Consider the following 20,197-nt stretch of genomic DNA (forward strand, 5'->3'; position numbering starts at 1 on the left):
CTCTACTTGCCTCGCGCCATGGCATCTCGGCGACTCAGCCCCCCCCCGGTTAAAAGTAGTTCAGCGGATTTTCCCACTGCTGCGACACGACGATATCGGTATGCTTGGCAAGATACGTCGAGGTGTCGAAGCGTCCGAGAAACACCGCCTTGTGATTCCGCACGATGTCCAGCTGGTTCTTCAGCGCAATGAATTCGCGGCACTGCGTGGCCAGATGCTGCGCGTTGGTCACCTGAAGCAATTGAATGTCGTCGGGCCGTTCGCGATAAGCCAATTCCGCGATCATCGCCGGATAAAGACAGAATTTCACGATAATGATATTTGGCTCCATCACGCTCAGGCGACGCGGCCACGTGTGCGGCTGATGCTCGCCCGGAATGCGGAGACGAAGCGGTACGCGCCTTCAGGAAAATGGGGCTCCAGATGAATTGCACCATCCGCGCGGTTTGACGACGCTTGACTTCAAAGTACGGCGCGCTGATATTCGCAACTTGCGGAATTCAGATGTCGTCGTAGCGTTGATTGACGAACAGGTTGTAGACGAAAGTCGGTCTTTTGAACAGAATCTACTCCATCGCTTGGACGTATTCGAAACCGCAACAATAAGAGATGAGGCGCGCGCACCGCTCCTTCAGATAAGCCGTCGCGTTCGCGTCGATCTGGCCACCAAGCTCGATCAACACATCCACCTTGTCCTTCGCATCATCGAATTTGACGGTGAGCCAGCGCTCGAGATCCCAGGGCAATTGGTTCGTGTTCGCCACATGCGTCGTGTTGAGGAGCACGACGCGCTCGACGTTCGGAAAGTTCTTGAGTGCTTGCGCGAGAAGCACCGCGTTCTGCTTGATACCGTTGTTCCACAACGTTTCGGCCTCGTGAAACAGGCCGATCGTATGCCAATTCGCAACTTCTTCATTCCAGTTAACGCAGTTGCCTCGCGGCAGATGCTTGAATCCCGAACTCACGCCTTCGCGTAGACGGCCTCGATCGCCCGCGTGTAGATCCGCACGTTGTCTTCGTTTTCCGGGTCGAGCGTGTGAAGGAACTTCTTCGCGGTCGCGCGATAGCTTTCGAGATTGGCATCGTGCTCGGCGAAGGCGCGAAGCAACGTGCGGCCACCCTCTTCGCAATCGAATTCGTGATAGCGATAGCCGCACTCGCCGATAAGATGCGAGTTGTGAATCAGCGGATAGCCGCCGTAGAGCGCTTCGTAATAAACGTAGTTCTGCGGGTTCTCCCACTGATGGCTCACGACCGCATCGACGGAGGCCGGCACGATATGCGCGAAGGGGAAGCGTCCCTCGAAGTTGCCAAGCCCGTGTCTCACGTAATCGAGGCTATGCGCAAAGCCGACGAACGCCGCGTGATCCTTCAGCTTGAACGTGTTGTAGGCCCACACGCGTTCGAGCATGTCCGGATTCTCGCGATGCGCCGCGTCGCAGGCGAGCATTGGGATATAGCTCGTTTTCACCATGCAGACGTTCGGCTCGAAAATGCCCACGCGCCAACGGCGGCGCCCCGGCTGATAACCGAACTTCTGACCGTTGGGCAGCTTTGCCGCTTCACGTTCGAGCACGACCGGGCTCCACAGGTGTGGCATCAGCTTCACCGGCGCGCGGAAGAGCGTTTCGAAATACGGTTTGCAACTGACTTCGTATTCGGGAAGCGTCCAGACTTCGTCGTAAGGCGCGCCCGAAATCAGCAGCGCGTGCTGGAGATTGAAGACCATGCGTTCGATATCGATGACATAGTCGTTACCGACACGCATCGTGATGACCTTGCCGCCCTTCTCGCGGAACTTGATCGCCCATTCCTTGCTGAGCTGCGCGCTCATTTCGATCATGACGTCGAGTTTCGACATGGCCGTTTCCATGTCGATGAGCGGCACGGGTGAATCAGACAGGAAGCGCTTTGCGTCTTCGGGGCCGCCGTCGCCGCCGCCCGTCACAAGATAAGTCGATTTCACGCGCGGCGAGCGCATGAGCAACATCACGAGATAAAGGCAGTTCTGGAAGATGCCGTTTTCCCACAGCGACTGCTCGCCTTTGCGGATAAAAATGGAAACGCCGACGGTGATCCGCTCCGGCATGCGGGATTTGCTTTGCATGTTCATACGCCTACCTCGAGCTTGCTTCCCGCACAGAGGATGATCAACCGTTCTGCGAACGCATCCAGGTTGGCTTGATTGAAAGGACTGACCGCGTCGATGACGCGCTGTGCATCTGCGCGATATGCATTGAGATTGTCGTCATGCTCACGGAACGCGCGCAGCAACTGACGTCCGCCCTCTTGCGCGTCGAAACCCGGATAGTAGTAACCGGCGTCCTTCAGCCACGGCGAATTGTGGACGAGGGGATAGCCGCCATAAAGCACATCCAGGTACAGGTAATTCTGATCGTTGCCCCACTGATGCGACACGACTGCATCGGCGTATTGCGCCATGAAACCAGCGATATCGTTACGGCCATGGAACGTCGCCTTAGAGTCTTTCACAATGTCGAGCGAGTTGGCCATGTACATGAGCGTCGGGTGATCTTTCATGTGCATGGAATTGAGCACATGCATGGCGGACACGCTCGAACGATCCGCGCGATACGCCTCTTCGCAGACGAGCATCGGAATGCTCGACGTTTTCACCACCGAAATATTCGGCTCGAAGATTGCGACCCGGAAACCTTGCGGCTGGATGGCCGGTTGGGCCGACTTGTCCGCGCGGCGCTCGTAGCCGAAGCGCAGACCGTGCTCCTCGACTTCGACGATACGGCTCTCGATGAACTGCGGATGCCAGATGAACGGAATGATATGAACGGGACAGCGATGCAGCGTACGCATCATCGGGACGAAAGCACGATCCTTCAACATCAGCCAGACCTGGTCGTAACGGTCCGCGCGCATGACGTGCACGGGTTTGTCGAACACCGGCGCTTCGACGAGCCCGACGTACGGCTGGCCGCAGCAGTAGTACGCGACTTTCTTGCCACGCGCGCGCATGAGATCGAGCCATTCGGTGTCGAGCGCGCCGCCCATTTCGAAGATGACGTCGACGGCGTCGGTCGCATCATGCGTCCGCATGATGCGCAGGCCTTTCGACGCGGCGTCCACCTGCGGCGGCAATGCGTTCTGGTCGCCCACGTCGATGAGCGAAACACTCTCGATGAACGTAAGCTTTTGAAGCGCTTCCGACAAGAAGATCACGTTCTGGCCCAGGCCGTTTTGCCAGATGCTTTGGCCTTGATGTGTGACGACTGATATTCCGACTCGGATGGTCATCGGATTGGCATCGTTTCGGCCGGCACACTGTTGAACGCTGATGCGGCGGGATCGGCGTTGGTGCGAGCAGCATCGCGCGGAAGTACGGAGGCATGGTGCAGCATGCGCCGAACCGTCCTGATTCGCTTCCGCGATTAAATATATCGGGAACTTCTGAAAGCTAAATATATAGAAAAATCTCTAGAATTCCCAGTGAACCAGGGATTAATGAGACTAGTCTTATGCGAGTCTTAAAATGCGCAAAACGTCTTAAACACAATGCGTTTCGAAATTTGGATTTATACGATTCAAGTATTGATCGAATCGCTTGACGAAAGAGCTTGATGTTCGCGCGCTCGACTGACGGCGCACGCGAAAGCATGTCGGAAGAGGAGCATCGTCGGGCGCGAATTGCCCCTGACCGAAAGGCGAAAAAACAAAACGCGCCCGGCCGCTCGCACGGCCGTGACGCGTTTTCGATTAGTGCAGCAATTACTTATGCGGCGCCAATTCGCTCGCCGCCCGCGCGAGGCGCGTGACTTCCTCCCAATTCTGCGCGGCGAGCGCGGCCTTCGGCGTGAGCCACGACCCACCGACGCACACTACATTCGGCTGCGCCAGGAAGCTCGACGCGGTTTCTGCCGTGATGCCGCCCGTCGGACAGAATTTCAGGTTCGGGAACGGTCCGTAGAACGCCTGAAGCATCGGAATGCCGCCCGCCTGTTGCGCCGGAAAGAACTTGACGATTTCATAGCCGAGTTCCATCGCCGTGATGATATCGCTTGGCGTCATCACGCCCGGCAGAAGCGGCAATCCGGCGTCCTGCGCGGCCTTGTGCATGTCCTTCGTGAGACCGGGCGATACGCCGAATTGCGCGCCCGCCTTCTTCGCCTGCGCGCAATGCTCCGGCTTCGTGATGGTGCCCACGCCGACGACGATATCGTCCGCCAGTTGGCTCGCGCGCTCGATCGCACCGATGCCCGCCGGCGTGCGCAGCGTGATTTCCAGCACCTTCACGCCGCCCGCATGCAGCGCACGCGACACATGCTCGCCTTGCTCGATCGTTTCGAAAGCCAGAACCGGGATCACCGGTCCCAGACGCACGATTTCGCTTACCGTTTTCATTTGATACGACTCCTGGTTTTTGAGCGGCGCCCTTGGGGTCTGTCCGCGGGTTTCTCTCAGGTCCCGGGCGATACGCCCTTCGTTGTTCCGTTCAGTGATTCGTGGCGTGCGCCTTGTTCAGCGCCGACGCCGCCGCCCGCGCATTGTCGCGAAGCGCGTTTCGTTCGGGCGCGGCGGCCGTCGCATGGGCGTGTCCGTCGTGGCTTGCTGCCGCGCCGATCAACGCGCCGAAGACCGACGCGCCCTGCTCCGCCGGCAACGCCGCGCTGCGGAACACGCCGAACAACTCGCGGCCGAAGCCCGCTTCGTTCTCCGCTTGATGCAGCGGAGCCTCGACTTCGCGTGATGCCCACTCGTTCGCATCGATTTCGATGTCGAGCACGCCCGCGGGTGCGTCGATCACGAGCATATCTCCGGTGCGGACCTTGCCGAGCGGACCTTGCAGCAGCGCTTCCGGCGATACGTGAATGACCGCCGGGACCTTGCCCGATGCGCCCGACATGCGTCCATCGGTCACTAACGCTACGTGAAAGCCCTGATCCTGCAATACGCCCAGAAGCGGCGTCAATCGATGCAACTCCGGCATGCCATTCGCGCGCGCGCCCTGGAAACGCACGACGGCGACGAAATCGCGCTTCAGTTCGCCCTTGTCGAACGCTTCCTGCACTTCTTCCTGCGAATTGAAGACGATGGCCGGCGCCTTCACCACGCGATGCTCCGGCGCCACAGCCGATATCTTGATGACGCCGCGCCCGAGCTTGCCCTGCATCAGCCGCAGTCCGCCGTCCGGCTGGAACGGCTCGCCGATCGCGCGCAGCACCTTCGTGTCGTGGCTCTCTGCCGCGCCGTCGACCCATTGCAGTTTGCCGTCGATGAGCTTCGGCTCCTTGGTGTAATGCGACAGCCCTTTGCCGACGACCGTCTGCACGTCCTCATGCAGCAGCCCGCCTTCGAGCAGATTGCGCACGAGGAACGCGACGCCGCCTGCTGCGTGGAAGTGATTCACGTCGGCCTTGCCATTCGGGTAGATCTTCGCGAGCAGCGGTACGACCTGCGACAGCTCGTCGAAATCGTTCCAGTCGATCACGATGCCCGCCGCCCGCGCGATCGCCACGAGATGCAGCGTGTGATTGGTCGAACCGCCCGTCGCGAGCAGCGCAACGATGCCGTTCACGATCGCCTTTTCATCGACGACATGACCGATCGGCGTGTAGTTGCCGCGTTCGAGCGTGATATCGAGCACGCGGCGCGCGGCCTCGGCGGTGAGCGCGTCGCGCAGTTCCGTATGCGGATGCACGAACGCCGCGCTCGGCAGATGCAGGCCCATCACTTCCATCAGCATCTGATTGCTGTTGGCGGTGCCGTAGAACGTGCAGGTGCCGTGACCGTGATACGCCGCCGCCTCGGCTTCGAGCAGCGCGCCGCGATCGCACTTGCCGGTCGCGAATTCCTGGCGCACCTTGGCTTTTTCGTCGTTGGTGAGGCCGCTCGTCATCGGGCCGGCTGGGACGAAAATGGTCGGCAGATGGCCGAACTGCAGCGCGCCGATCGCGAGTCCGGGCACGATCTTGTCGCACACGCCAAGGCACAGCGCCGCGTCGAACATGTTGTGCGTCAGCGCGACGGCCGTGCTCATCGCGATGACTTCCCGCGAGAACAGCGACAGCTCCATGCCCGCGTTGCCTTGCGTGATGCCGTCGCACATAGCCGGCACGCCGCCCGCGAATTGCGCGATGCCGCCATGCGCGCGCGCCGCCTGCTTGATGATGTCCGGAAAGCTCTTGTACGGCGCGTGCGCGGAGAGCATCTCGTTATAAGACGACACGATACCGATGTTCGGCTCGCGCACCGCCTTGATCGCGAACTTTTCTTGGCCCTCGAGGCCGGCGAAGCCGTGCGCGAGATTGGCGCAGGACAGCGCACCGCGCGCCGGGAACAGGCCGTGCGCCGCGTCGATGCGCGCGAGATAGGCTGCGCGCGTCGGTTTGCTGCGTTCGATGATGCGATCGGTGACGTTCTTGAGTTGCGGATGCGGGGAAACCATCGAAGCTCCTTCGTCTCACTCCCGGCTGCCTGCCGTTGAGATTGGGTTGAACATTGCGAGGGACGGCGTTTAGGTCGTTGTCTTGTGATGGTGCCGTGTCTCGCGAGTTTAGGAGAAAAACTACACGATGACAATCGAAAACCTGGCCAGAACGACAAGCAGCCAAATGAATAAGACACTTATCCCACGGATGTTTACGGGATTTCCCTAAGATTCTGCATGGGGCTTATGTAGTATTTGTACAAAACCGATCATCCGTTATAGTCCGTAGCAATTTTCAGAATAGGCGAGAATTCCGATGTTGCTGTCCCAAGTCGAAGCGATGCGCGCGCAACTGCGTCCGTCCGAGCGCAAGCTGGCTGAGTACGTGCTGGAAGCGCCGCGCGAGGTGCTCGACCTTTCGATGACCGAATTCGCCGCGCGCGCGGGCGTCAGCCAGCCGACGATTGCGCGTTTCTGTCAGGCGCTCGGCTTTTCGGGATTTCGCGAGTTCAAGATTCGCTTGGCGCAAGGGGTAGCAGCGGATGTTCCGACCGTGTATCGCGACGTCCGCACAGATGAACCGGCCGCCGGCGTCGCGGCGAAGGTGCTCGACCGGACCATCGGCGCATTGATCGCGGTGCGCAACAGCCTGTCGTCGGACAGTGTCGCGGCCGCGATCGCGATGCTCGCGGAAGCACGGCGCATCGAGTTCTACGGCGCGGGCGGCTCGGGCATCGCCGCGCTCGACATGCAGCACAAATTTTTTCGGTTGGGCGTGCCATCTGTCGCATACTCGGACCCGCACACGTACACCACTTCGGCGGCGCTTCTTGGTGCGGGCGATGTAGTCGTCGCGATATCGAATACGGGACGCACGCGGGACATTCTCGACGCGTGCAGATCGGCGCTGAATGGCGGAGCGAAGGTCATTGCGATCACGCACGGCAATTCGCCGCTCGCGCGTCTCGCCACAGTCGGATTGTTCGCAAACGTCGATGAAGATACCGACATATTTTCGCCGATGACATCGCGCGTTTCACATCTCGCGATCGGCGACATTCTGGCAGTCGGTCTTGCCCTGGCGCGCGGACCCGCGCTGGCGGAAAAGCTCGCGGAAGCGAAGGACGTGCTCGAAGGGCGGCGTGTGGGTGCGTAGACGGCGAAGTTCGCTTCGACGTCGAATGAAGGGCGATGGATCGCTTATTCTTCCCACAAACCCGATGTCTTGCAGGACCATGCAACGTGGACTGTTCCTTCACTGTCGAGCGCTTTGAAATCTGTGTTTATGGCGGAAAGCCGGACGAAGCGCTCGCGCCGCTGTGCGCATGCAATCATTACCTGCGGTCTTCCACGCTGACATAATCGGTACACCCCGACGTCTCCACATGCGGAGCGTGGGCATGTCGTTGCTGGCGATCAACGTGTCGAACATGCGGCTCCCGCCGATTACGTCGGCGATCCGGCATGTTTCAGCGAAAAGCTATTGAAACTTCCGAAAGATGGCCAGCCCCATCGGCCGTCGCACGCGGTGGAGCCAGTCGACTACCCGGCGAAGAAGCCAACGGCAGAGATTAATATCGGTATCAGGAAGGGAAGTGTTCGAGCGCATCGACGGCGCCATGTTCATGCGCGCGTACATGCCCGGCTGGCTGGTCGCGGACACGGTCGAGGAATATATCGAAGCGGCGGTCAGGCTCGCGAACAATCACGAAGAACGCGAATCGCCGCGCCGCTACATGCTTGACAAGAGTGTGGTCCAGCGTTCCTTCGAGGGCCGTCCCGAAGTGTTCGGGGAAATGGTCCTCGATCTGGTGAAGCAGGAACGCGTCAGAACGGCTTGATCACGACGAGCAGCGTCGCGCCGAGCAGCCCGAGCACCGGCAGCTCGTTATACATCCGATACCACTTGTCCGAACGCTTGTTTTCGCCGCGCTGAAATGTGTGCAGCAAGCGCCCGCAATATGCGTGATAGGCGATCAGCAGGACGACGATCGTCAGCTTAGCGTGCAGCCAGCCCTGCCCCGCGCCGATGCCGACGACGAGCCACAGCCACAGCCCGCACGCGAGCGCGGGCACGGCGATGAACGTCATGAAGCGAAAGAGCTTGCGCGCCATGAGCAGCAGGCGCGCGGTGGCCGCGGGGTCTTTCTCCATCGCAAGGTTCACGAAGATGCGCGGCAGATAGAACAGCCCCGCGAACCATGAAGCGACGAGCACGATATGCAGCGATTTGATCCAGAGCATCGGTTCTGATTTTTATTGACGGACTTCGCCGCGCCCCAGCACGACATATTTGAGCGACGTGAGCCCTTCGAGACCGACCGGTCCGCGCGCATGCAGCTTGTCGTTCGAGATGCCGATTTCCGCGCCCAGACCGAATTCGAAGCCGTCCGCGAAACGCGTCGATGCGTTGACCATCACGCTCGCCGAATCGACTTCGCGCAGGAAGCGCATCGCGCGGTCGTGGTCTTCGGTGACGATGGCGTCCGTGTGGTGCGAGCCGTACGTGTTGATGTGCTCGATCGCCTCGTCGAGATCGCCGACGACCTTGATCGCCAGCACCGGCGCCAGATATTCCGTGCTCCAGTCTTCTTCGGTCGCGTCGACGAGCGAGCCGACCTGCGCCGCTTCGAGCACGGCGCGCGCTTGCCCATCGACGCGCAACTCGACGTCCTTCGCCTGGAACGCGCGCGCGAGTTGCGGCAGCGCCTCGTTCGCGATGCCGCGCGCGACGAGCAGCGTTTCCATCGTGTTGCAGGTGCCGTAACGATGCGTCTTCGCGTTGTCGCAAATGGCCGCTGCTTTCGCGAGATCAGCGCGATCGTCGACGTAGACGTGGCAGATGCCGTCGAGATGCTTGATCATCGGCACGCGCGCTTCTTCCATCAGGCGCGCGATCAGGCTCTTGCCGCCGCGCGGCACGATAACGTCGACGAATTCGGTCATCGTGATGAGCTTGCCGACCGCCGCGCGATCCGCCGTCTCGACGACCTGCACCGCGTCCTGCGGCAAGCCCGCCGCTTGGAGCCCGACGCCGATCAGCTTCGCGAGCGCCGTGTTGCATTCGAGCGCCTCGGAGCCACCGCGCAGAATGGTCGCGTTGCCGGATTTGAGACAGAGCGCGGCGGCGTCGATGGTCACGTTGGGCCGCGATTCATAGATGATGCCGATCACGCCGAGCGGCACGCGCATCTGCCCGACCTGAATGCCGCTCGGACGGAACTTGAGCCCGCTGATCTCGCCGATCGGATCGCCCAGCCCGGCGACCTGACGCAAGCCTTCGACCATCGTGTTCAGCGCCTTGTCCGAAAGCGTCAGGCGGTCGATGAACGCCGCGTCGTGACCCTTTTCGCGCGCGCGGGCGAGATCGCGCGCATTCGCTTCCTTGAGCGCTTCGCGCTCGCGCTCGATGGCGTCGGCCACCTTGATGAGCGCCGCGTTCTTCGCCGCCGTCGACGCCCGCGCCATCGCGCGCGACGCCTTGCGGGCGCGGCGGCCGAGGTCGGTCATGTATTGATCGATGTTCATCGTGGGTCTCGTTGCGTCGGCGCTGCGCGCGTCGAAAAGTTCATTCTAAGCTGTTGCACAGATTGCAACAGCGCGTGACGGAAGCGTTCTAGCGACGCGGTCGTGGCGCTGGCGCGGGCTGCGCCGTCTTGCCGCCGTGCGCGACGGCCATCGCCAGTTCGAACATGCCGGCCCACGGATCCGGCGGCGGCTCGCTGCCGCGCTTGCCGGTGCTGCCCGACAGTCCCTTCACCTGCCGATCCAGCCGCGCCGCCAGCGACAGCGCCTTTTCCAGCGCCTCGTCCGTCACGCGCGAGAGCGCCGGGCCGATCAGCCGTTCGCGCGGGCCCCAGACGCGGTTCTCGCGCATGAGTGTCGCGAGCGGCTTGCCCGATGCGACGCCGCGCTTGATGCGCAGCAGCGTGCGAACTTCCTCGACGAGCGCCCACAGCACGAGCACTGCCGCCTCGCCTTCGCCTTTGAGGCCATCGAGCATGCGCGCGAGACGGCCGACATCGCCCGTCAGCATCGCTTCGTTGAGTTTGAACACGTCATAGCGCGCGACGTTCAGCACCGCGTCGTGAATCTGCTCGAACGTGAGCACGCCCTCGGGATACAGCAGCCCGAGCTTCTGGATTTCCTGATGCGCGGCGAGCAGATTGCCTTCCACGCGTTCCGCGATGAACAACAGCGCGCGCCGCCCTTCCTCGCCCGGGGCGACACGCTGGCCTTGCAGCGCAAGCCGCTGGCCGACCCACATCGGCAACTGCGCGCGCTCGATCGGATCGACCTTCAACGCGACGCCCGCGCCCAGCAACGCCGTGAACCAGCCGGATTTCTGCGTCGCGCCGTCGAGACGCGGCAGCGTGACGAGTGTCACGACGTCCGGGTTATCGGCGTCGGCGAGCGTCTTCAGCGCTTCCGCGCCTTCCTTGCCGGGCTTGCCGGTCGGAATGCGCAGTTCGATCAGTTGACGGTCGCCGAACAGCGACATCGACTGCGTTGCGCCGATGAGCGCGCTCCAGTCGAATCCACGCTCGACCGTGAACACCGTGCGATCGGTGAAGCCCGCCGCGCGCGCCGTTGCCCGAATGCGGTCGCACGCTTCCTGCGCGAGCAGATGCTCGTCGCCGTAGACGACGTACAGCCCTTTCAGGCCTTTCGCGAGATGCGCTTCGAGCGCGTCGAGCTTCAGTTGCATGATGCCAAGCGAACCCGGCCGATCAAAGCGGCGGCACCGGCAGCGGCGCGCGCGGCGAGACGCCCGGTGTCTGCTCGCCCGGCGCCGGATGCAGCGAACGCACGGTCGCGAGACGGCGCGTCAGCTGATCGACGGCGTCGTTGCGCATGTCGTTGTAGAGCAGCGTCGCTTCCTGCGATTTCGCGAGCGTGTATTGATCGCTGTATGTCATCGAGCGATTCAGCGCGATGGTGCTCGGCGGAATCAGTAACGTGCCGTCGGCGCCGAGCAGTGTGTAGTTCAGCGAGAAGACGAGCTCGTATTCCTGAATCACGCCCTGCGCGTTCAGGCTCAACGTGCGCATGCCCTGGCCTTCGTTCAGATTGAGCGTCGCGTCCGGCTTCTCGAACGGTTTGACGATCACGGTGTCGCTGCCGCCCTGAACCATGCGCTCGAGGCGCGCGACCATCTGCGGCGTGCCGCCGGTGATCGCGAGCCGCTTGAACGCGTAGTCCTGCTGGCCGCGAAGCTGGAAGCCGCACGCGGACAGCATCGCCGCGCCGCCGAGGAGCGGGACGAACGAGAGAAACGAGCGCCTGCTCGCGCTGACTTTGCCGGTCACATCCACTCCCTTGGTTGTGCGCATCAGACGACCACGTTGACGAGACGCCCCGGCACCACGATCACCTTCTTCGGTGTGCGGCCTTCGGCGAACTTCTCGAACATTTCGTGCGCGATCGCGGCCTTTTCGATGTCTTCGCGCGATGCCTCCTTCGCGACCGTCAGCGCGCCGCGTACCTTGCCGTTGACCTGCAGCACCAGCTCGATTTCCGACTGCTCGAGCGCGGCTTCGTCGACCTTCGGCCAGGGCGCGTCGAGGAGCGGGCCGAATTCATTCTCGTAGCCGAGTTCCGACCACAACTGGAACGTGATGTGCGGCACGACCGGATACAGCACGCGCAACAGCACGCCGAAGGTTTCGTTCAGCACGCCGGCGCCAACGTTCTTCGCGCCTTCGACCGCGTTGAGCATCTTCATGGCGGCGGACACGACCGTGTTGTACTGCAGACGGCCGTAGTCGAAATCGGCCTGCTTCAGCACGGTATAGATTTCGCGGCGCAAGGTCTTCTCGGCGTCGCCGAGTTTCGAGGCGTCGAGCTTCGCGTGCTGACGCAGCGCATCGGCGTTGTCATGCGCGAAGTGCCACACGCGGCGCAGGAAGCGGCTCGCGCCTTCGACGCCCGCGCCCGACCATTCGAGCGACTGCTCGGGCGGTGCGGCGAACATCACGAAAAGACGGGCCGTGTCGGCGCCGTACTGATCGATCAGCGTTTGCGGATCGACGCCGTTGTTCTTCGACTTCGACATCTTCTCGACGCCGCCGAGCACGACCGGCTTGCCGTCCGCGTTCAGCGTCGCGCCCGTCGGGCGGCCCTTTTCATCGTGCGTGACCGTGACTTCGAGCGGGTTGTACCAAGTCTTCTTGCCGCTCGCGTCCTCGCGATAGAACGTTTCGTTCAGCACCATGCCCTGCGTGAGCAGATTCTTCGCGGGCTCGCTGAACTTGATGAGGCCCATGTCGCGCATGACCTTGGTCCAGAAGCGCGAGTACAAGAGGTGCAGAATCGCGTGCTCGATGCCGCCGATGTACTGATCCATCGGCATCCAGTAATCGGTGCGCTCGTCGACCATCGTCGGCGCGTCCGGCGCGGTGTAGCGCGAGAAGTACCAGGACGAATCGACGAAGGTGTCCATCGTGTCGGTTTCGCGCTTCGCCGCCGCGCCGCACTTCGGGCACATGCAGTTCACGAACGCTTCCGACTTCGCGAGCGGGTTGCCCGAGCCGTCCGGCACGAGGTCTTCCGGCAGCACGACCGGCAGATCTTTCTCCGGCACCGGCACGTCGCCGCACGACGGGCAATGGATGATCGGAATCGGCGTGCCCCAGTAGCGCTGGCGCGAGATGCCCCAGTCGCGCAAACGCCAGGTGACCTGCTTGTCGCCGAGGTTCTTCGCCTTGAGATCGGCGGCGATCGCGTCGATGGCTTCTTCCGTCGTCAGGCCGTCGTACTTGCCGCTGTTGATGAGCCTGCCCGCGGTCTTGTCGCCGTACCATTCTTGCCAGGCGTCGGTCGAGTACGTCTTGCCCTCGACATCGATCACCTGTTTGATCGGCAGCTTGTACTTCTTCGCGAACGCGAAATCGCGCTCGTCGTGCGCCGGCACGCCCATCACCGCGCCTTCGCCGTAGGACATCAGCACGTAATTGCCGATCCACACTTCGACTTGTGCGCCCGTCAGCGGATGCGTGACGAAGAAGCCGGTCGGCACGCCCTTCTTTTCCATCGTCGCGACATCGGCTTCGGCCACGCCACCGCGCTTGCATTCGTCGATGAACGCCTGGAGATCGGCGTTGTCGCGCGCGAGGCGCGTGGCGAGCGGATGCTCCGCCGCGACCGCCGCGAACGTGACGCCCATGATCGTGTCGGCGCGCGTGGTGAATACGCGCAACAGTTTCGCTTCGCCGTCGATTTCATACGGGAAGCCGAAGTTCACGCCGAAGCTCTTGCCGATCCAGTTCTGCTGCATGATCTTGACGCGCTCGGGCCAGCCGAGGCCGTCGAGATCGTCGAGCAGTTGATCCGCGTAATCGGTGATGCGCAGGTAGTACATCGGGATTTCGCGCTTTTCGACGAGCGCGCCCGAGCGCCAGCCGCGCCCGTCGATGACCTGCTCGTTGGCGAGCACGGTCTGATCGACCGGATCCCAGTTGACCGTGCCCGTCTTCTTGTACGCGATGCCCTTTTCCAGCATCTTCAGGAACAGCCACTGGTTCCACTTGTAGTAATCCGGCGAGCAGGTGGCGACTTCGCGCGACCAGTCGATGGCGAGGCCCATCGACTGCATCTGCTTCTTCATGTACGCGATGTTCTCGTACGTCCACTTCGCCGGCGGCACGTTGTTCGCCATCGCCGCGTTTTCGGCGGGCATGCCAAACGCGTCCCAGCCCATCGGCATCAGCGTGTTGTGGCCGTTCATGCGCAAGTAACGGTACATCACGTCGTTGATGGTGTAGTTGCGCACGTGACCCATGTGCAGCTTGCCCGACGGATACGGCAGCATCGAGACGCAATAGAACTTGGGCTTGGCCGACGTCTCGGTCGTCCGGTAGACGTCGTTCGCGCGCCAGTTGCTCTGCGCGGCGGATTCGACGTCGGCGGGTGCGTATTTATCGTGCATGGTGTGGTTTGGCTTTCGGCAAATGCTGGGAACGGACTTTGGGACTCGCCGCTATCGATTCGGGCAACGAGTCCGGGCGCTGCGGCATTGCTGACACGGCGCGGCGTCGGAATTCGGGCCTGCTGGCTCGGGCCAAGGCCCGCCGAACGGGGAAACCGCGATTATACCGTTCGATGCGCGCCGGTTCGCGCGCTTATTGCGCGCGCGCTGGCTGCTGCGGTTTCGCGGGCTGCGTGACGAAGCCGATGCGCTCCAGACCGGCCTGCTGCGCCGCGCCCATTACCTGCGCGATGACGTCGTAGCGCGTCGCGCTCGACGCCCGCAGATGCAGTTCCGGCTTCTGCGCGCTCTTGCCCGCGTCGGCGAAACGCGCGCGCATCTGATCGAAAGTGACGGGCGTGTCGTTCCAGAAGAGCTTGCCGGCGTCGTCGATGGACAGCGTGACGGTTTGCGGCGTCTCGCGCGCGGGCTGCGACGAGACTTTCGGCAAATCGAGCCGGATCGCGTGCGTGAAAAGCGGCGCGGTGATGATGAAGATGACGAGCAGCACGAGCATGACGTCGATGAGCGGCGTCATGTTGATGTCCGCCATCGGCGCACCGTTCGTCTTCTTGTCGAGTCCGCCGAAGGCCATCGCCGCGTTCCTATTCGGCCGGACCGCACACGAACGCATGCAGATCGTGCGCGAATCCGTCGAGTTCCTCGGAAATCTGCCGCACGTAGCGCCCGAGAATGTTGTACGCGAGCACGGCGGGAATCGCGACGACGAGACCGAACGCCGTCATGATGAGCGCCTCGCCGACCGGCCCGGCGACGTTTTCGATCATCGCCTGACCGCTCGACGCGATGTTCGACAGCGCGTGATAAATGCCCCAGACGGTGCCGAGCAAGCCGACGAAAGGCGCCGTGCTCCCCACCGATGCGAGCAGAACCTGACCGAATTCGAGCCTTCGTTGCGAACGCAGCAACGCATGACGCAGCGCGCGCAACACGCGCTCGCTGCGCTCGACGCGGGCGAGCATCGCGCCGGGCATTTCAGCTTCCGATGCGCGCCACGCGGCTTCAGCGAGTGGCAGAAACACACGCTCGCGATCCGCGCGCTGCAATGCGCCGATGCCATCCTTCAAACTCGGCGCCTGCCAGAAACGCTGCAATGCGCGCGGACCTTGCCACTTGGCGCGCGCCAGAATCCACGCCTTCACGAGCAGGAAACACCAGCTCGCGAGCGACATGGCGAGCAGCAGACCCGCGACCGCATGCGTCACGGCATCGCCGGATTGAAGGTAATGAATGACGCCCGTTGCTGCCATAAAAAAAATCAGCGCAGGCCGAGTACGTCCTGCATGTCGAAGAAGCCCTTGTCGTGCCCTTCGAGGAAACGCGCGGCGCGCAGCGCGCCCTGCGCGTACGACAGACGGCTCGCCGACTTGTGCGTGATCTCGATGCGCTCGCCGATGCCCGCGAAGAGCACCGTGTGATCGCCGACGATATCGCCGCCGCGAATCGCGGAAAAGCCGATCGTCGACGGATCGCGCTCGCCGGTCACGCCTTCGCGCGCGTACACGGCGCAGTCCTTCAGATCGCGGCCGAGCGCCTTGGCGATCACTTCGCCCATGCCGAGCGCGGTGCCCGACGGCGCATCCACCTTATGACGATGGTGCGCCTCGATGATCTCGATGTCGTAGCCGGTCGCGAAATGCTTCGCGGCGAATTCGAGCAGCTTCAACGTGACGTTCACGCCGACGCTCATGTTCGGCGCGAACACGACGCCGATCTTCTCGCCCGCCTGCTTCAGTTGCGCCTTTTGCTCGTCCGAAAAACCGGTCGTGCCGACGATCATCTTCACGTTGTGCCGCAGCGCCGCTTCCAGATGCGCCATCGTGCCTTCGGGACGCGTGAAGTCGATGAGGGCGTCGGCGTCGGCGAACACGCGCTCGATGTCGTCCGTCAGCAACACGCCCGTGGTCTTGCCGAGGAACGCGCCCGCGTCCTGTCCGAGCTGCGGCGCGCCGGGGCGGTCGAGGGCGCCGGCGAGTTGCGCTTCGGGCTCGTTGAGGACGGTCTCGATCAGCATCCGGCCCATGCGGCCCGACGCGCCGGCAATGGCGATCTTCATGGCAGTCTCGTGTTGAATCGCGCGCGGCACGCGCGACGGATGATGCGAATGGGCTGTGCGGATGAAGCGGCGCCGCGTCGACGGATGGCGCGGCTTCGTCCTCGAGCGGCTGAACTGCTTACTGGCTTTGCTGCGGCAGATAGAACTGCGCCTGGCCGCTTGCGTTGGCCGGAGCCGGCGACGAACCCGCCGGACCGACCGCGCTGCTGTCCGGAATGTTGATCGTCTGCGGGCGCCGCTGCAGCTGAATCTGCGAGTTGCTGCCGGAACTGTTGGTGGAACCCGGCGCGCCGCCCGAGCTCGTCGGCGCGCTGCTGAACGCCGAGGAGCGCTGACGCCCCGTCGGCATTTCGACTTGCGCCGTTGCGCGGTTCGCGGCCTGCGCGGCTTCCTGGTTCGCATCGCCGGCAAATGCCGCTGCCGTATTCGGTTGCGTCGACGGCTCGCCGACCGGCGCTGTCACCGCCGCGGTCGACGCCACCGGCGCGGATGCCGCCGCCGGCGTCGCAGGCTTCGCGACCTTGACGCCCTTGTCGCCGTCGATTTCGGCGAGCAGCTCGAGGTTCGACGGCAGATTCTCGCCGCCCGACCAGCTCACGACGCGATCGCTCGCGAAGTTGACGACGAAGTCACGCTGCTGAACGACGGATGTCGACCCACGCTTGAAATAGAACACGTAGTCCCAGCGATCGGCGTGGAACATGTCCGTCAGAAGCGGCGTGCCGAGGAGTTGCTTCACCTGATCACGCGACATGCCGACCTGCATCTGCGCCGCGGCTTCCGCCGAAACGAAATTGCCTTGCACAACCGTGATCCGGTACGGCGTGATGCTTTGCGCGATCTTCTGCGTGACGCTGTCGTACGTCGAGCAGCCGGTGAGCAATGCGGCCAAGGTTGCTGCTATTACGGTTCCCCGCATGCGACGGCTCTCCCTGCAATTCGATAAATATTTGGAAAACATTTCACCTTTCACGCGAGGCGCTTCAAGGCCGCACTCATTTCGGCCCTCATTCAGCTAATTCAGCTTGACGCCTTGACGCCGCTTGGGATGTCAGGATTTGGCAAAACGCATTACTATGAGAACCTTGAATTGTACTCTAGGGATGCCTAGCCATGACCAATCCCGCCGATCTCAAGAATATCGGGCTCAAGGCGACCCTGCCCCGCCTCAAGATTCTCGAAATTTTCCAGCACAGTCCGGTGCGCCATCTGACCGCTGAAGACGTGTATCGAAGCCTGCTCAACGAAGAGCTCGATATCGGTCTTGCGACGGTTTATCGCGTGCTCACGCAGTTCGAGCAAGCCGGCCTGCTGTCGCGAAGCAATTTCGAATCGGGCAAGGCCGTCTTCGAGCTCAACGAGGGATCGCACCACGATCACCTCGTGTGCATCGACTGCGGCCGCGTCGAAGAGTTTTTCGATGCGGAGATCGAACGCCGTCAGCAATCGATCGCGAAGGAACGCGGTTTCAAGCTCCACGAGCATGCGCTCGCGCTGTACGGCGCATGCACAAAGGAAAACTGCCCGCACCGCAAGCATTGAGCTTCGCGCGCCGCTCTTGGGCGCGCGGATGAAAAAACCGCCGTTCATCTCGCGATGGACGGCGGTTTCGTTTCGCCCGTACGTTTCATGTTATGCGCATGCTATCGATTCGCAATTGCATTTCGATTACGGCATGTTGTATCAAGCTGCGCGCGCGGCCGCTTCGATCAGCGCATAACGTTCGGGGAGGTCGATTTCGTCGCAATTCGGCAAGTCGCCGCCGCGATCGACGACGATGAAATCGCTCGGCTCGTCGAGCACGATCAGCGGGTGATGCCACACGCCGCGCGCATAGTTCACGCCCTGCCAGCCGCGCGCGTAAAAGGCCCGCAGACCAGCCGCATCGAACTCGTCCGCAGGCGCGACGACCACGAGATAGCGCACGTCCGCGAGCGGCACGAAAGCCTGACTGCCGAGCGGATGGCGCTCCATCATCGAAACCACGACCGGCTGCGGGCGCGGCTGGCCGCGAAACACGTTGATAAGCGGCCGCCCTCCGCTTTCGAAGCCGACTTCCACGTTCGCGAGATCGTGAAAGCGCTCCGTCGTGCCCGCGTTGATCGGGAAATGACGCGCGCCTTCGAGTTCGATGACATCGCCGAACGGGGCGAAGGCTTCGCGCGTGAGCGGTTCGAGCGTCAATGTTTTCATTCGATTCCTCCGAAGAAGCGCGATTCCGCGAGGTGCGTGTCGCGACAGTCGGTCATTTCAATGCCCGGGTTGCGTCGAGTCAGATCGCGTGTGCGTGTTCGTTGCCGTGCGCGCCTTGCTCCGATTGCGGCGCGGCGGGCACGAAGCGATACTCGGCGTCCTGATCGAGCACGCGTTTGGCGCGCGCCCGGTCGATGTCGTTCTCCCAGACGCCGACGACCACCGTCGCCACGCAGTTGCCGATCAGATTCGTCACTGCGCGCGCGATGCCGACGAACCAGTCGACTGGCAGGATCAGCACGAGGCCGAGCACGGGAATGGCGGGAATGGCGGAGAGCGTCGCGGCGAGAATCACGATCGCGGAGCCGGGAATGCCGTGCGCGCCCTTCGACGTCACCAGCGACACGAGCACGACGACGATCAGGTCATGCATCGACAGCGGCGTGTTGGTCGCCTGCGCGATGAAGATCACCGCGAGCGTGAGATAGATCGAGAAGCCGTCAAGGTTGAACGAGTAGCCGGTCGGAATCACGAGACCGACGGTCGAATCCTTCACGCCCATCCATTCGAGCTTGCGCATGATCTGCGGCAGCACGGCATCCGACGACGCGGTGCCGAGCACGATCGACAATTCCTCACGCAGATAGCGCACGAGCTTGAAGATCGAGAAGCCCGCGAGGCGCATCACGATACCCAGCACGACGAAAACGAACAGGAAGCAGCTCGCGTAGAACACAATCACGAGCAGGCCGAGCTGCTTGAGCGACGCGACGCCGTACTGGCCGGTCGTGAAGGCGATCGCGCCGAGCACGCCGAGCGGCGCGAGCTTGATGATGAACGCCATGATGCGGAAAAACACATGCGACAGCTCGTCGATGAAAATCGTCACGCGCTGTGCCTTTTCGCCGAGCATCGAGAGCGCCGAGCCGAACAAGATCGCAAACACGAGCACTTGCAGGATGTCGCCTTTGGCGAAAGCGTCGATCGCGGTGTCGGGGATGATCTTCAACAGGAAGCCCGCGGTGTCCTTCAGGCTTTTTGCGTGCTCCGTGTAGGTCGCGAGCGACGCGGCATTGAGCGAGTGCAGATCGATGTTCATGCCGACGCCCGGCCGCGTGAACCATGCGAGCAGCGCGCCGATGACAAGTGCGAGCGTCGTCATGATCTCGAAGTAGACGACCGCCTTCAGTCCGACGCGTCCCACTTTCTTCAGATCGCCCGCGCTCGCCATGCCGCTCACGACGACGCAGAACACGATCGGTCCGATCACCATCTTGATGAGCTTCAGGAAACCGTCGCCCAAAGGCCGCAACGACTGGCCGAAATGCGGAAACAGCGCGCCGACCACCACGCCGATGACCAGCGCGATCATCACCCTGCCGAACAGCGAATTCAGAAATCTCGACACGACCGTCTCCTCGTGTAATGTCTCGGGACCAGAGCAACTGTTCCGACTGGTCGGACCAGTGCTGTGATGGGGAATATTAGGAAGCCGATATAGAGCCGTCAAGGAAGCATTGGTAGCGGTTTACCCTGTTCCGGCCGGGTACGGAAATGGCCG

18 protein-coding genes and 1 pseudogene are annotated in these 20,197 nt (G+C 62.4%); 3 read left to right on the forward strand and 16 right to left on the reverse strand.

Translation table 11 applies throughout. From position 1 onward, the window contains the following. Positions 1–49: 49 nt before the first annotated feature. The 5 genes and pseudogenes from NCT05_RS37225 to edd all read right to left on the reverse strand — a co-directional run bounded on the left by NCT05_RS37225 (position 50) and on the right by edd (position 6,418). Positions 50–965 (reverse strand): annotated as a pseudogene (locus NCT05_RS37225) (DUF2827 family protein). Further along, on the reverse strand, positions 962–2,113 hold the full coding sequence (locus NCT05_RS14275) for a DUF2827 domain-containing protein (RefSeq protein ID WP_250502606.1): 1,152 nt from the start codon (positions 2,111–2,113) through the stop codon (positions 962–964). Before NCT05_RS14275 ends, NCT05_RS37225 begins: the two are co-directional and overlap by 4 nt. Then, positions 2,110–3,270, reverse strand: coding sequence for a DUF2827 domain-containing protein (locus NCT05_RS14280; RefSeq protein WP_284507541.1), 1,161 nt, complete (start codon positions 3,268–3,270; stop codon positions 2,110–2,112). Before NCT05_RS14280 ends, NCT05_RS14275 begins: the two co-directional genes overlap by 4 nt. Before the next feature lie 471 nt (positions 3,271–3,741). Continuing rightward, a complete protein-coding gene (eda, locus tag NCT05_RS14285; protein ID WP_008342842.1) occupies positions 3,742–4,374 on the reverse strand; it encodes a bifunctional 4-hydroxy-2-oxoglutarate aldolase/2-dehydro-3-deoxy-phosphogluconate aldolase in 633 nt (210 codons plus the stop codon). A 91-nt stretch (positions 4,375–4,465) separates the two neighbouring features. Beyond that, positions 4,466–6,418, reverse strand: a complete 1,953-nt coding sequence (edd, locus tag NCT05_RS14290) for a phosphogluconate dehydratase (RefSeq protein ID WP_239295135.1) — start codon at positions 6,416–6,418, stop codon at positions 4,466–4,468. 298 nt (positions 6,419–6,716) lie between these two features. Here edd and NCT05_RS14295 point away from each other — a divergent pair, with 298 nt between their 5' ends. Together NCT05_RS14295 and NCT05_RS14300 are read left to right on the forward strand one after the other, a co-directional pair. After that, positions 6,717–7,556, forward strand: coding sequence for a MurR/RpiR family transcriptional regulator (locus NCT05_RS14295; RefSeq protein ID WP_034471506.1), 840 nt, complete (start codon positions 6,717–6,719; stop codon positions 7,554–7,556). A 439-nt stretch (positions 7,557–7,995) separates the two neighbouring features. Next, positions 7,996–8,241, forward strand: coding sequence for a hypothetical protein (locus NCT05_RS14300; protein ID WP_250502607.1), 246 nt, complete (start codon positions 7,996–7,998; stop codon positions 8,239–8,241). Here the strand turns inward: NCT05_RS14300 and NCT05_RS14305 are convergent. From NCT05_RS14305 to NCT05_RS14345, 9 genes are all read right to left on the reverse strand, one after another. Beyond that, positions 8,228–8,644 (reverse strand): CopD family protein, encoded by a 417-nt coding sequence (locus NCT05_RS14305; RefSeq protein ID WP_008342849.1) that lies wholly within the window; start codon positions 8,642–8,644, stop codon positions 8,228–8,230. The two genes, NCT05_RS14300 and NCT05_RS14305, sit on opposite strands and share 14 nt — an antisense overlap. A gap of 12 nt (positions 8,645–8,656) precedes the next feature. Further along, positions 8,657–9,928, reverse strand: coding sequence for a glutamate-5-semialdehyde dehydrogenase (locus tag NCT05_RS14310; protein WP_250502608.1), 1,272 nt, complete (start codon positions 9,926–9,928; stop codon positions 8,657–8,659). Positions 9,929–10,016: 88 nt separating this feature from the next. After that, positions 10,017–11,108 carry a DNA polymerase III subunit delta gene (gene holA, locus NCT05_RS14315; RefSeq protein ID WP_250502609.1) on the reverse strand — a complete coding sequence of 364 codons (1,092 nt, stop codon included), beginning with the start codon at positions 11,106–11,108 and terminating at the stop codon, positions 10,017–10,019. Positions 11,109–11,130: 22 nt separating this feature from the next. After that, on the reverse strand, positions 11,131–11,640 hold the full coding sequence (locus NCT05_RS14320; RefSeq protein WP_409014118.1) for an LPS-assembly lipoprotein LptE: 510 nt from the start codon (positions 11,638–11,640) through the stop codon (positions 11,131–11,133). 92 nt (positions 11,641–11,732) lie between these two features. Then, on the reverse strand, positions 11,733–14,327 hold the full coding sequence (gene leuS / locus NCT05_RS14325; protein ID WP_250502610.1) for a leucine--tRNA ligase: 2,595 nt from the start codon (positions 14,325–14,327) through the stop codon (positions 11,733–11,735). A 193-nt stretch (positions 14,328–14,520) separates the two neighbouring features. Further along, a complete protein-coding gene (locus NCT05_RS14330) occupies positions 14,521–14,961 on the reverse strand; it encodes an ExbD/TolR family protein (protein ID WP_239295142.1) in 441 nt (146 codons plus the stop codon). Positions 14,962–14,971: 10 nt separating this feature from the next. Beyond that, positions 14,972–15,637 (reverse strand): MotA/TolQ/ExbB proton channel family protein, encoded by a 666-nt coding sequence (locus NCT05_RS14335; RefSeq protein ID WP_239295143.1) that lies wholly within the window; start codon positions 15,635–15,637, stop codon positions 14,972–14,974. 8 nt (positions 15,638–15,645) lie between these two features. After that, the gene (gene dapB, locus NCT05_RS14340; RefSeq protein WP_008342862.1) at positions 15,646–16,443 is read right to left on the reverse strand and encodes a 4-hydroxy-tetrahydrodipicolinate reductase; all 798 of its coding nucleotides are present in this window, start codon (positions 16,441–16,443) and stop codon (positions 15,646–15,648) included. Between the two features lie 118 nt (positions 16,444–16,561). Further along, entirely contained in the window at positions 16,562–17,362 is an 801-nt protein-coding gene (locus NCT05_RS14345) for an outer membrane protein assembly factor BamE (protein ID WP_250502611.1), read from the reverse strand. A gap of 194 nt (positions 17,363–17,556) precedes the next feature. Between NCT05_RS14345 and fur the strand changes: the two genes are divergently transcribed. Continuing rightward, positions 17,557–17,985 (forward strand): ferric iron uptake transcriptional regulator, encoded by a 429-nt coding sequence (fur, locus tag NCT05_RS14350; RefSeq protein ID WP_008342866.1) that lies wholly within the window; start codon positions 17,557–17,559, stop codon positions 17,983–17,985. Positions 17,986–18,126: 141 nt separating this feature from the next. Here the strand turns inward: fur and NCT05_RS14355 are convergent, their stop codons facing one another. Then, complete coding sequence (locus NCT05_RS14355) at positions 18,127–18,636, reverse strand: ureidoglycolate lyase (RefSeq protein ID WP_250502612.1); 510 nt, start codon at positions 18,634–18,636, stop codon at positions 18,127–18,129. Between the two features lie 79 nt (positions 18,637–18,715). Then, positions 18,716–20,044, reverse strand: coding sequence for a C4-dicarboxylate transporter DctA (locus tag NCT05_RS14360; RefSeq protein WP_008342869.1), 1,329 nt, complete (start codon positions 20,042–20,044; stop codon positions 18,716–18,718). Positions 20,045–20,197 lie beyond the last annotated feature (153 nt).

It is taken from the genome of Caballeronia sp. AZ7_KS35, assembly GCF_023631045.1.
Classification (GTDB): Bacteria; Pseudomonadota; Gammaproteobacteria; order Burkholderiales; family Burkholderiaceae; genus Caballeronia; species Caballeronia zhejiangensis.

Coding starts and splice junctions, on each gene's coding strand:
- NCT05_RS14275 (WP_250502606.1), bottom strand. CDS start 2,113: ATGAACATGCAAAGCAAATCCCGCATGCCGGAGCGGATCACCGTCGGC.
- NCT05_RS14280 (WP_284507541.1), bottom strand. CDS start 3,270: ATGACCATCCGAGTCGGAATATCAGTCGTCACACATCAAGGCCAAAGC.
- eda (WP_008342842.1), bottom strand. CDS start 4,374: ATGAAAACGGTAAGCGAAATCGTGCGTCTGGGACCGGTGATCCCGGTT.
- edd (WP_239295135.1), bottom strand. CDS start 6,418: ATGGTTTCCCCGCATCCGCAACTCAAGAACGTCACCGATCGCATCATC.
- NCT05_RS14295 (WP_034471506.1), top strand. CDS start 6,717: ATGTTGCTGTCCCAAGTCGAAGCGATGCGCGCGCAACTGCGTCCGTCC.
- NCT05_RS14305 (WP_008342849.1), bottom strand. CDS start 8,644: ATGCTCTGGATCAAATCGCTGCATATCGTGCTCGTCGCTTCATGGTTC.
- NCT05_RS14310 (WP_250502608.1), bottom strand. CDS start 9,928: ATGAACATCGATCAATACATGACCGACCTCGGCCGCCGCGCCCGCAAG.
- holA (WP_250502609.1), bottom strand. CDS start 11,108: ATGCAACTGAAGCTCGACGCGCTCGAAGCGCATCTCGCGAAAGGCCTG.
- NCT05_RS14320 (WP_409014118.1), bottom strand. CDS start 11,640: ATGCTGTCCGCGTGCGGCTTCCAGCTTCGCGGCCAGCAGGACTACGCG.
- leuS (WP_250502610.1), bottom strand. CDS start 14,327: ATGCACGATAAATACGCACCCGCCGACGTCGAATCCGCCGCGCAGAGC.
- NCT05_RS14330 (WP_239295142.1), bottom strand. CDS start 14,961: ATGGCCTTCGGCGGACTCGACAAGAAGACGAACGGTGCGCCGATGGCG.
- NCT05_RS14335 (WP_239295143.1), bottom strand. CDS start 15,637: ATGGCAGCAACGGGCGTCATTCATTACCTTCAATCCGGCGATGCCGTG.
- dapB (WP_008342862.1), bottom strand. CDS start 16,443: ATGAAGATCGCCATTGCCGGCGCGTCGGGCCGCATGGGCCGGATGCTG.
- NCT05_RS14345 (WP_250502611.1), bottom strand. CDS start 17,362: ATGCGGGGAACCGTAATAGCAGCAACCTTGGCCGCATTGCTCACCGGC.
- fur (WP_008342866.1), top strand. CDS start 17,557: ATGACCAATCCCGCCGATCTCAAGAATATCGGGCTCAAGGCGACCCTG.
- NCT05_RS14355 (WP_250502612.1), bottom strand. CDS start 18,636: ATGAAAACATTGACGCTCGAACCGCTCACGCGCGAAGCCTTCGCCCCG.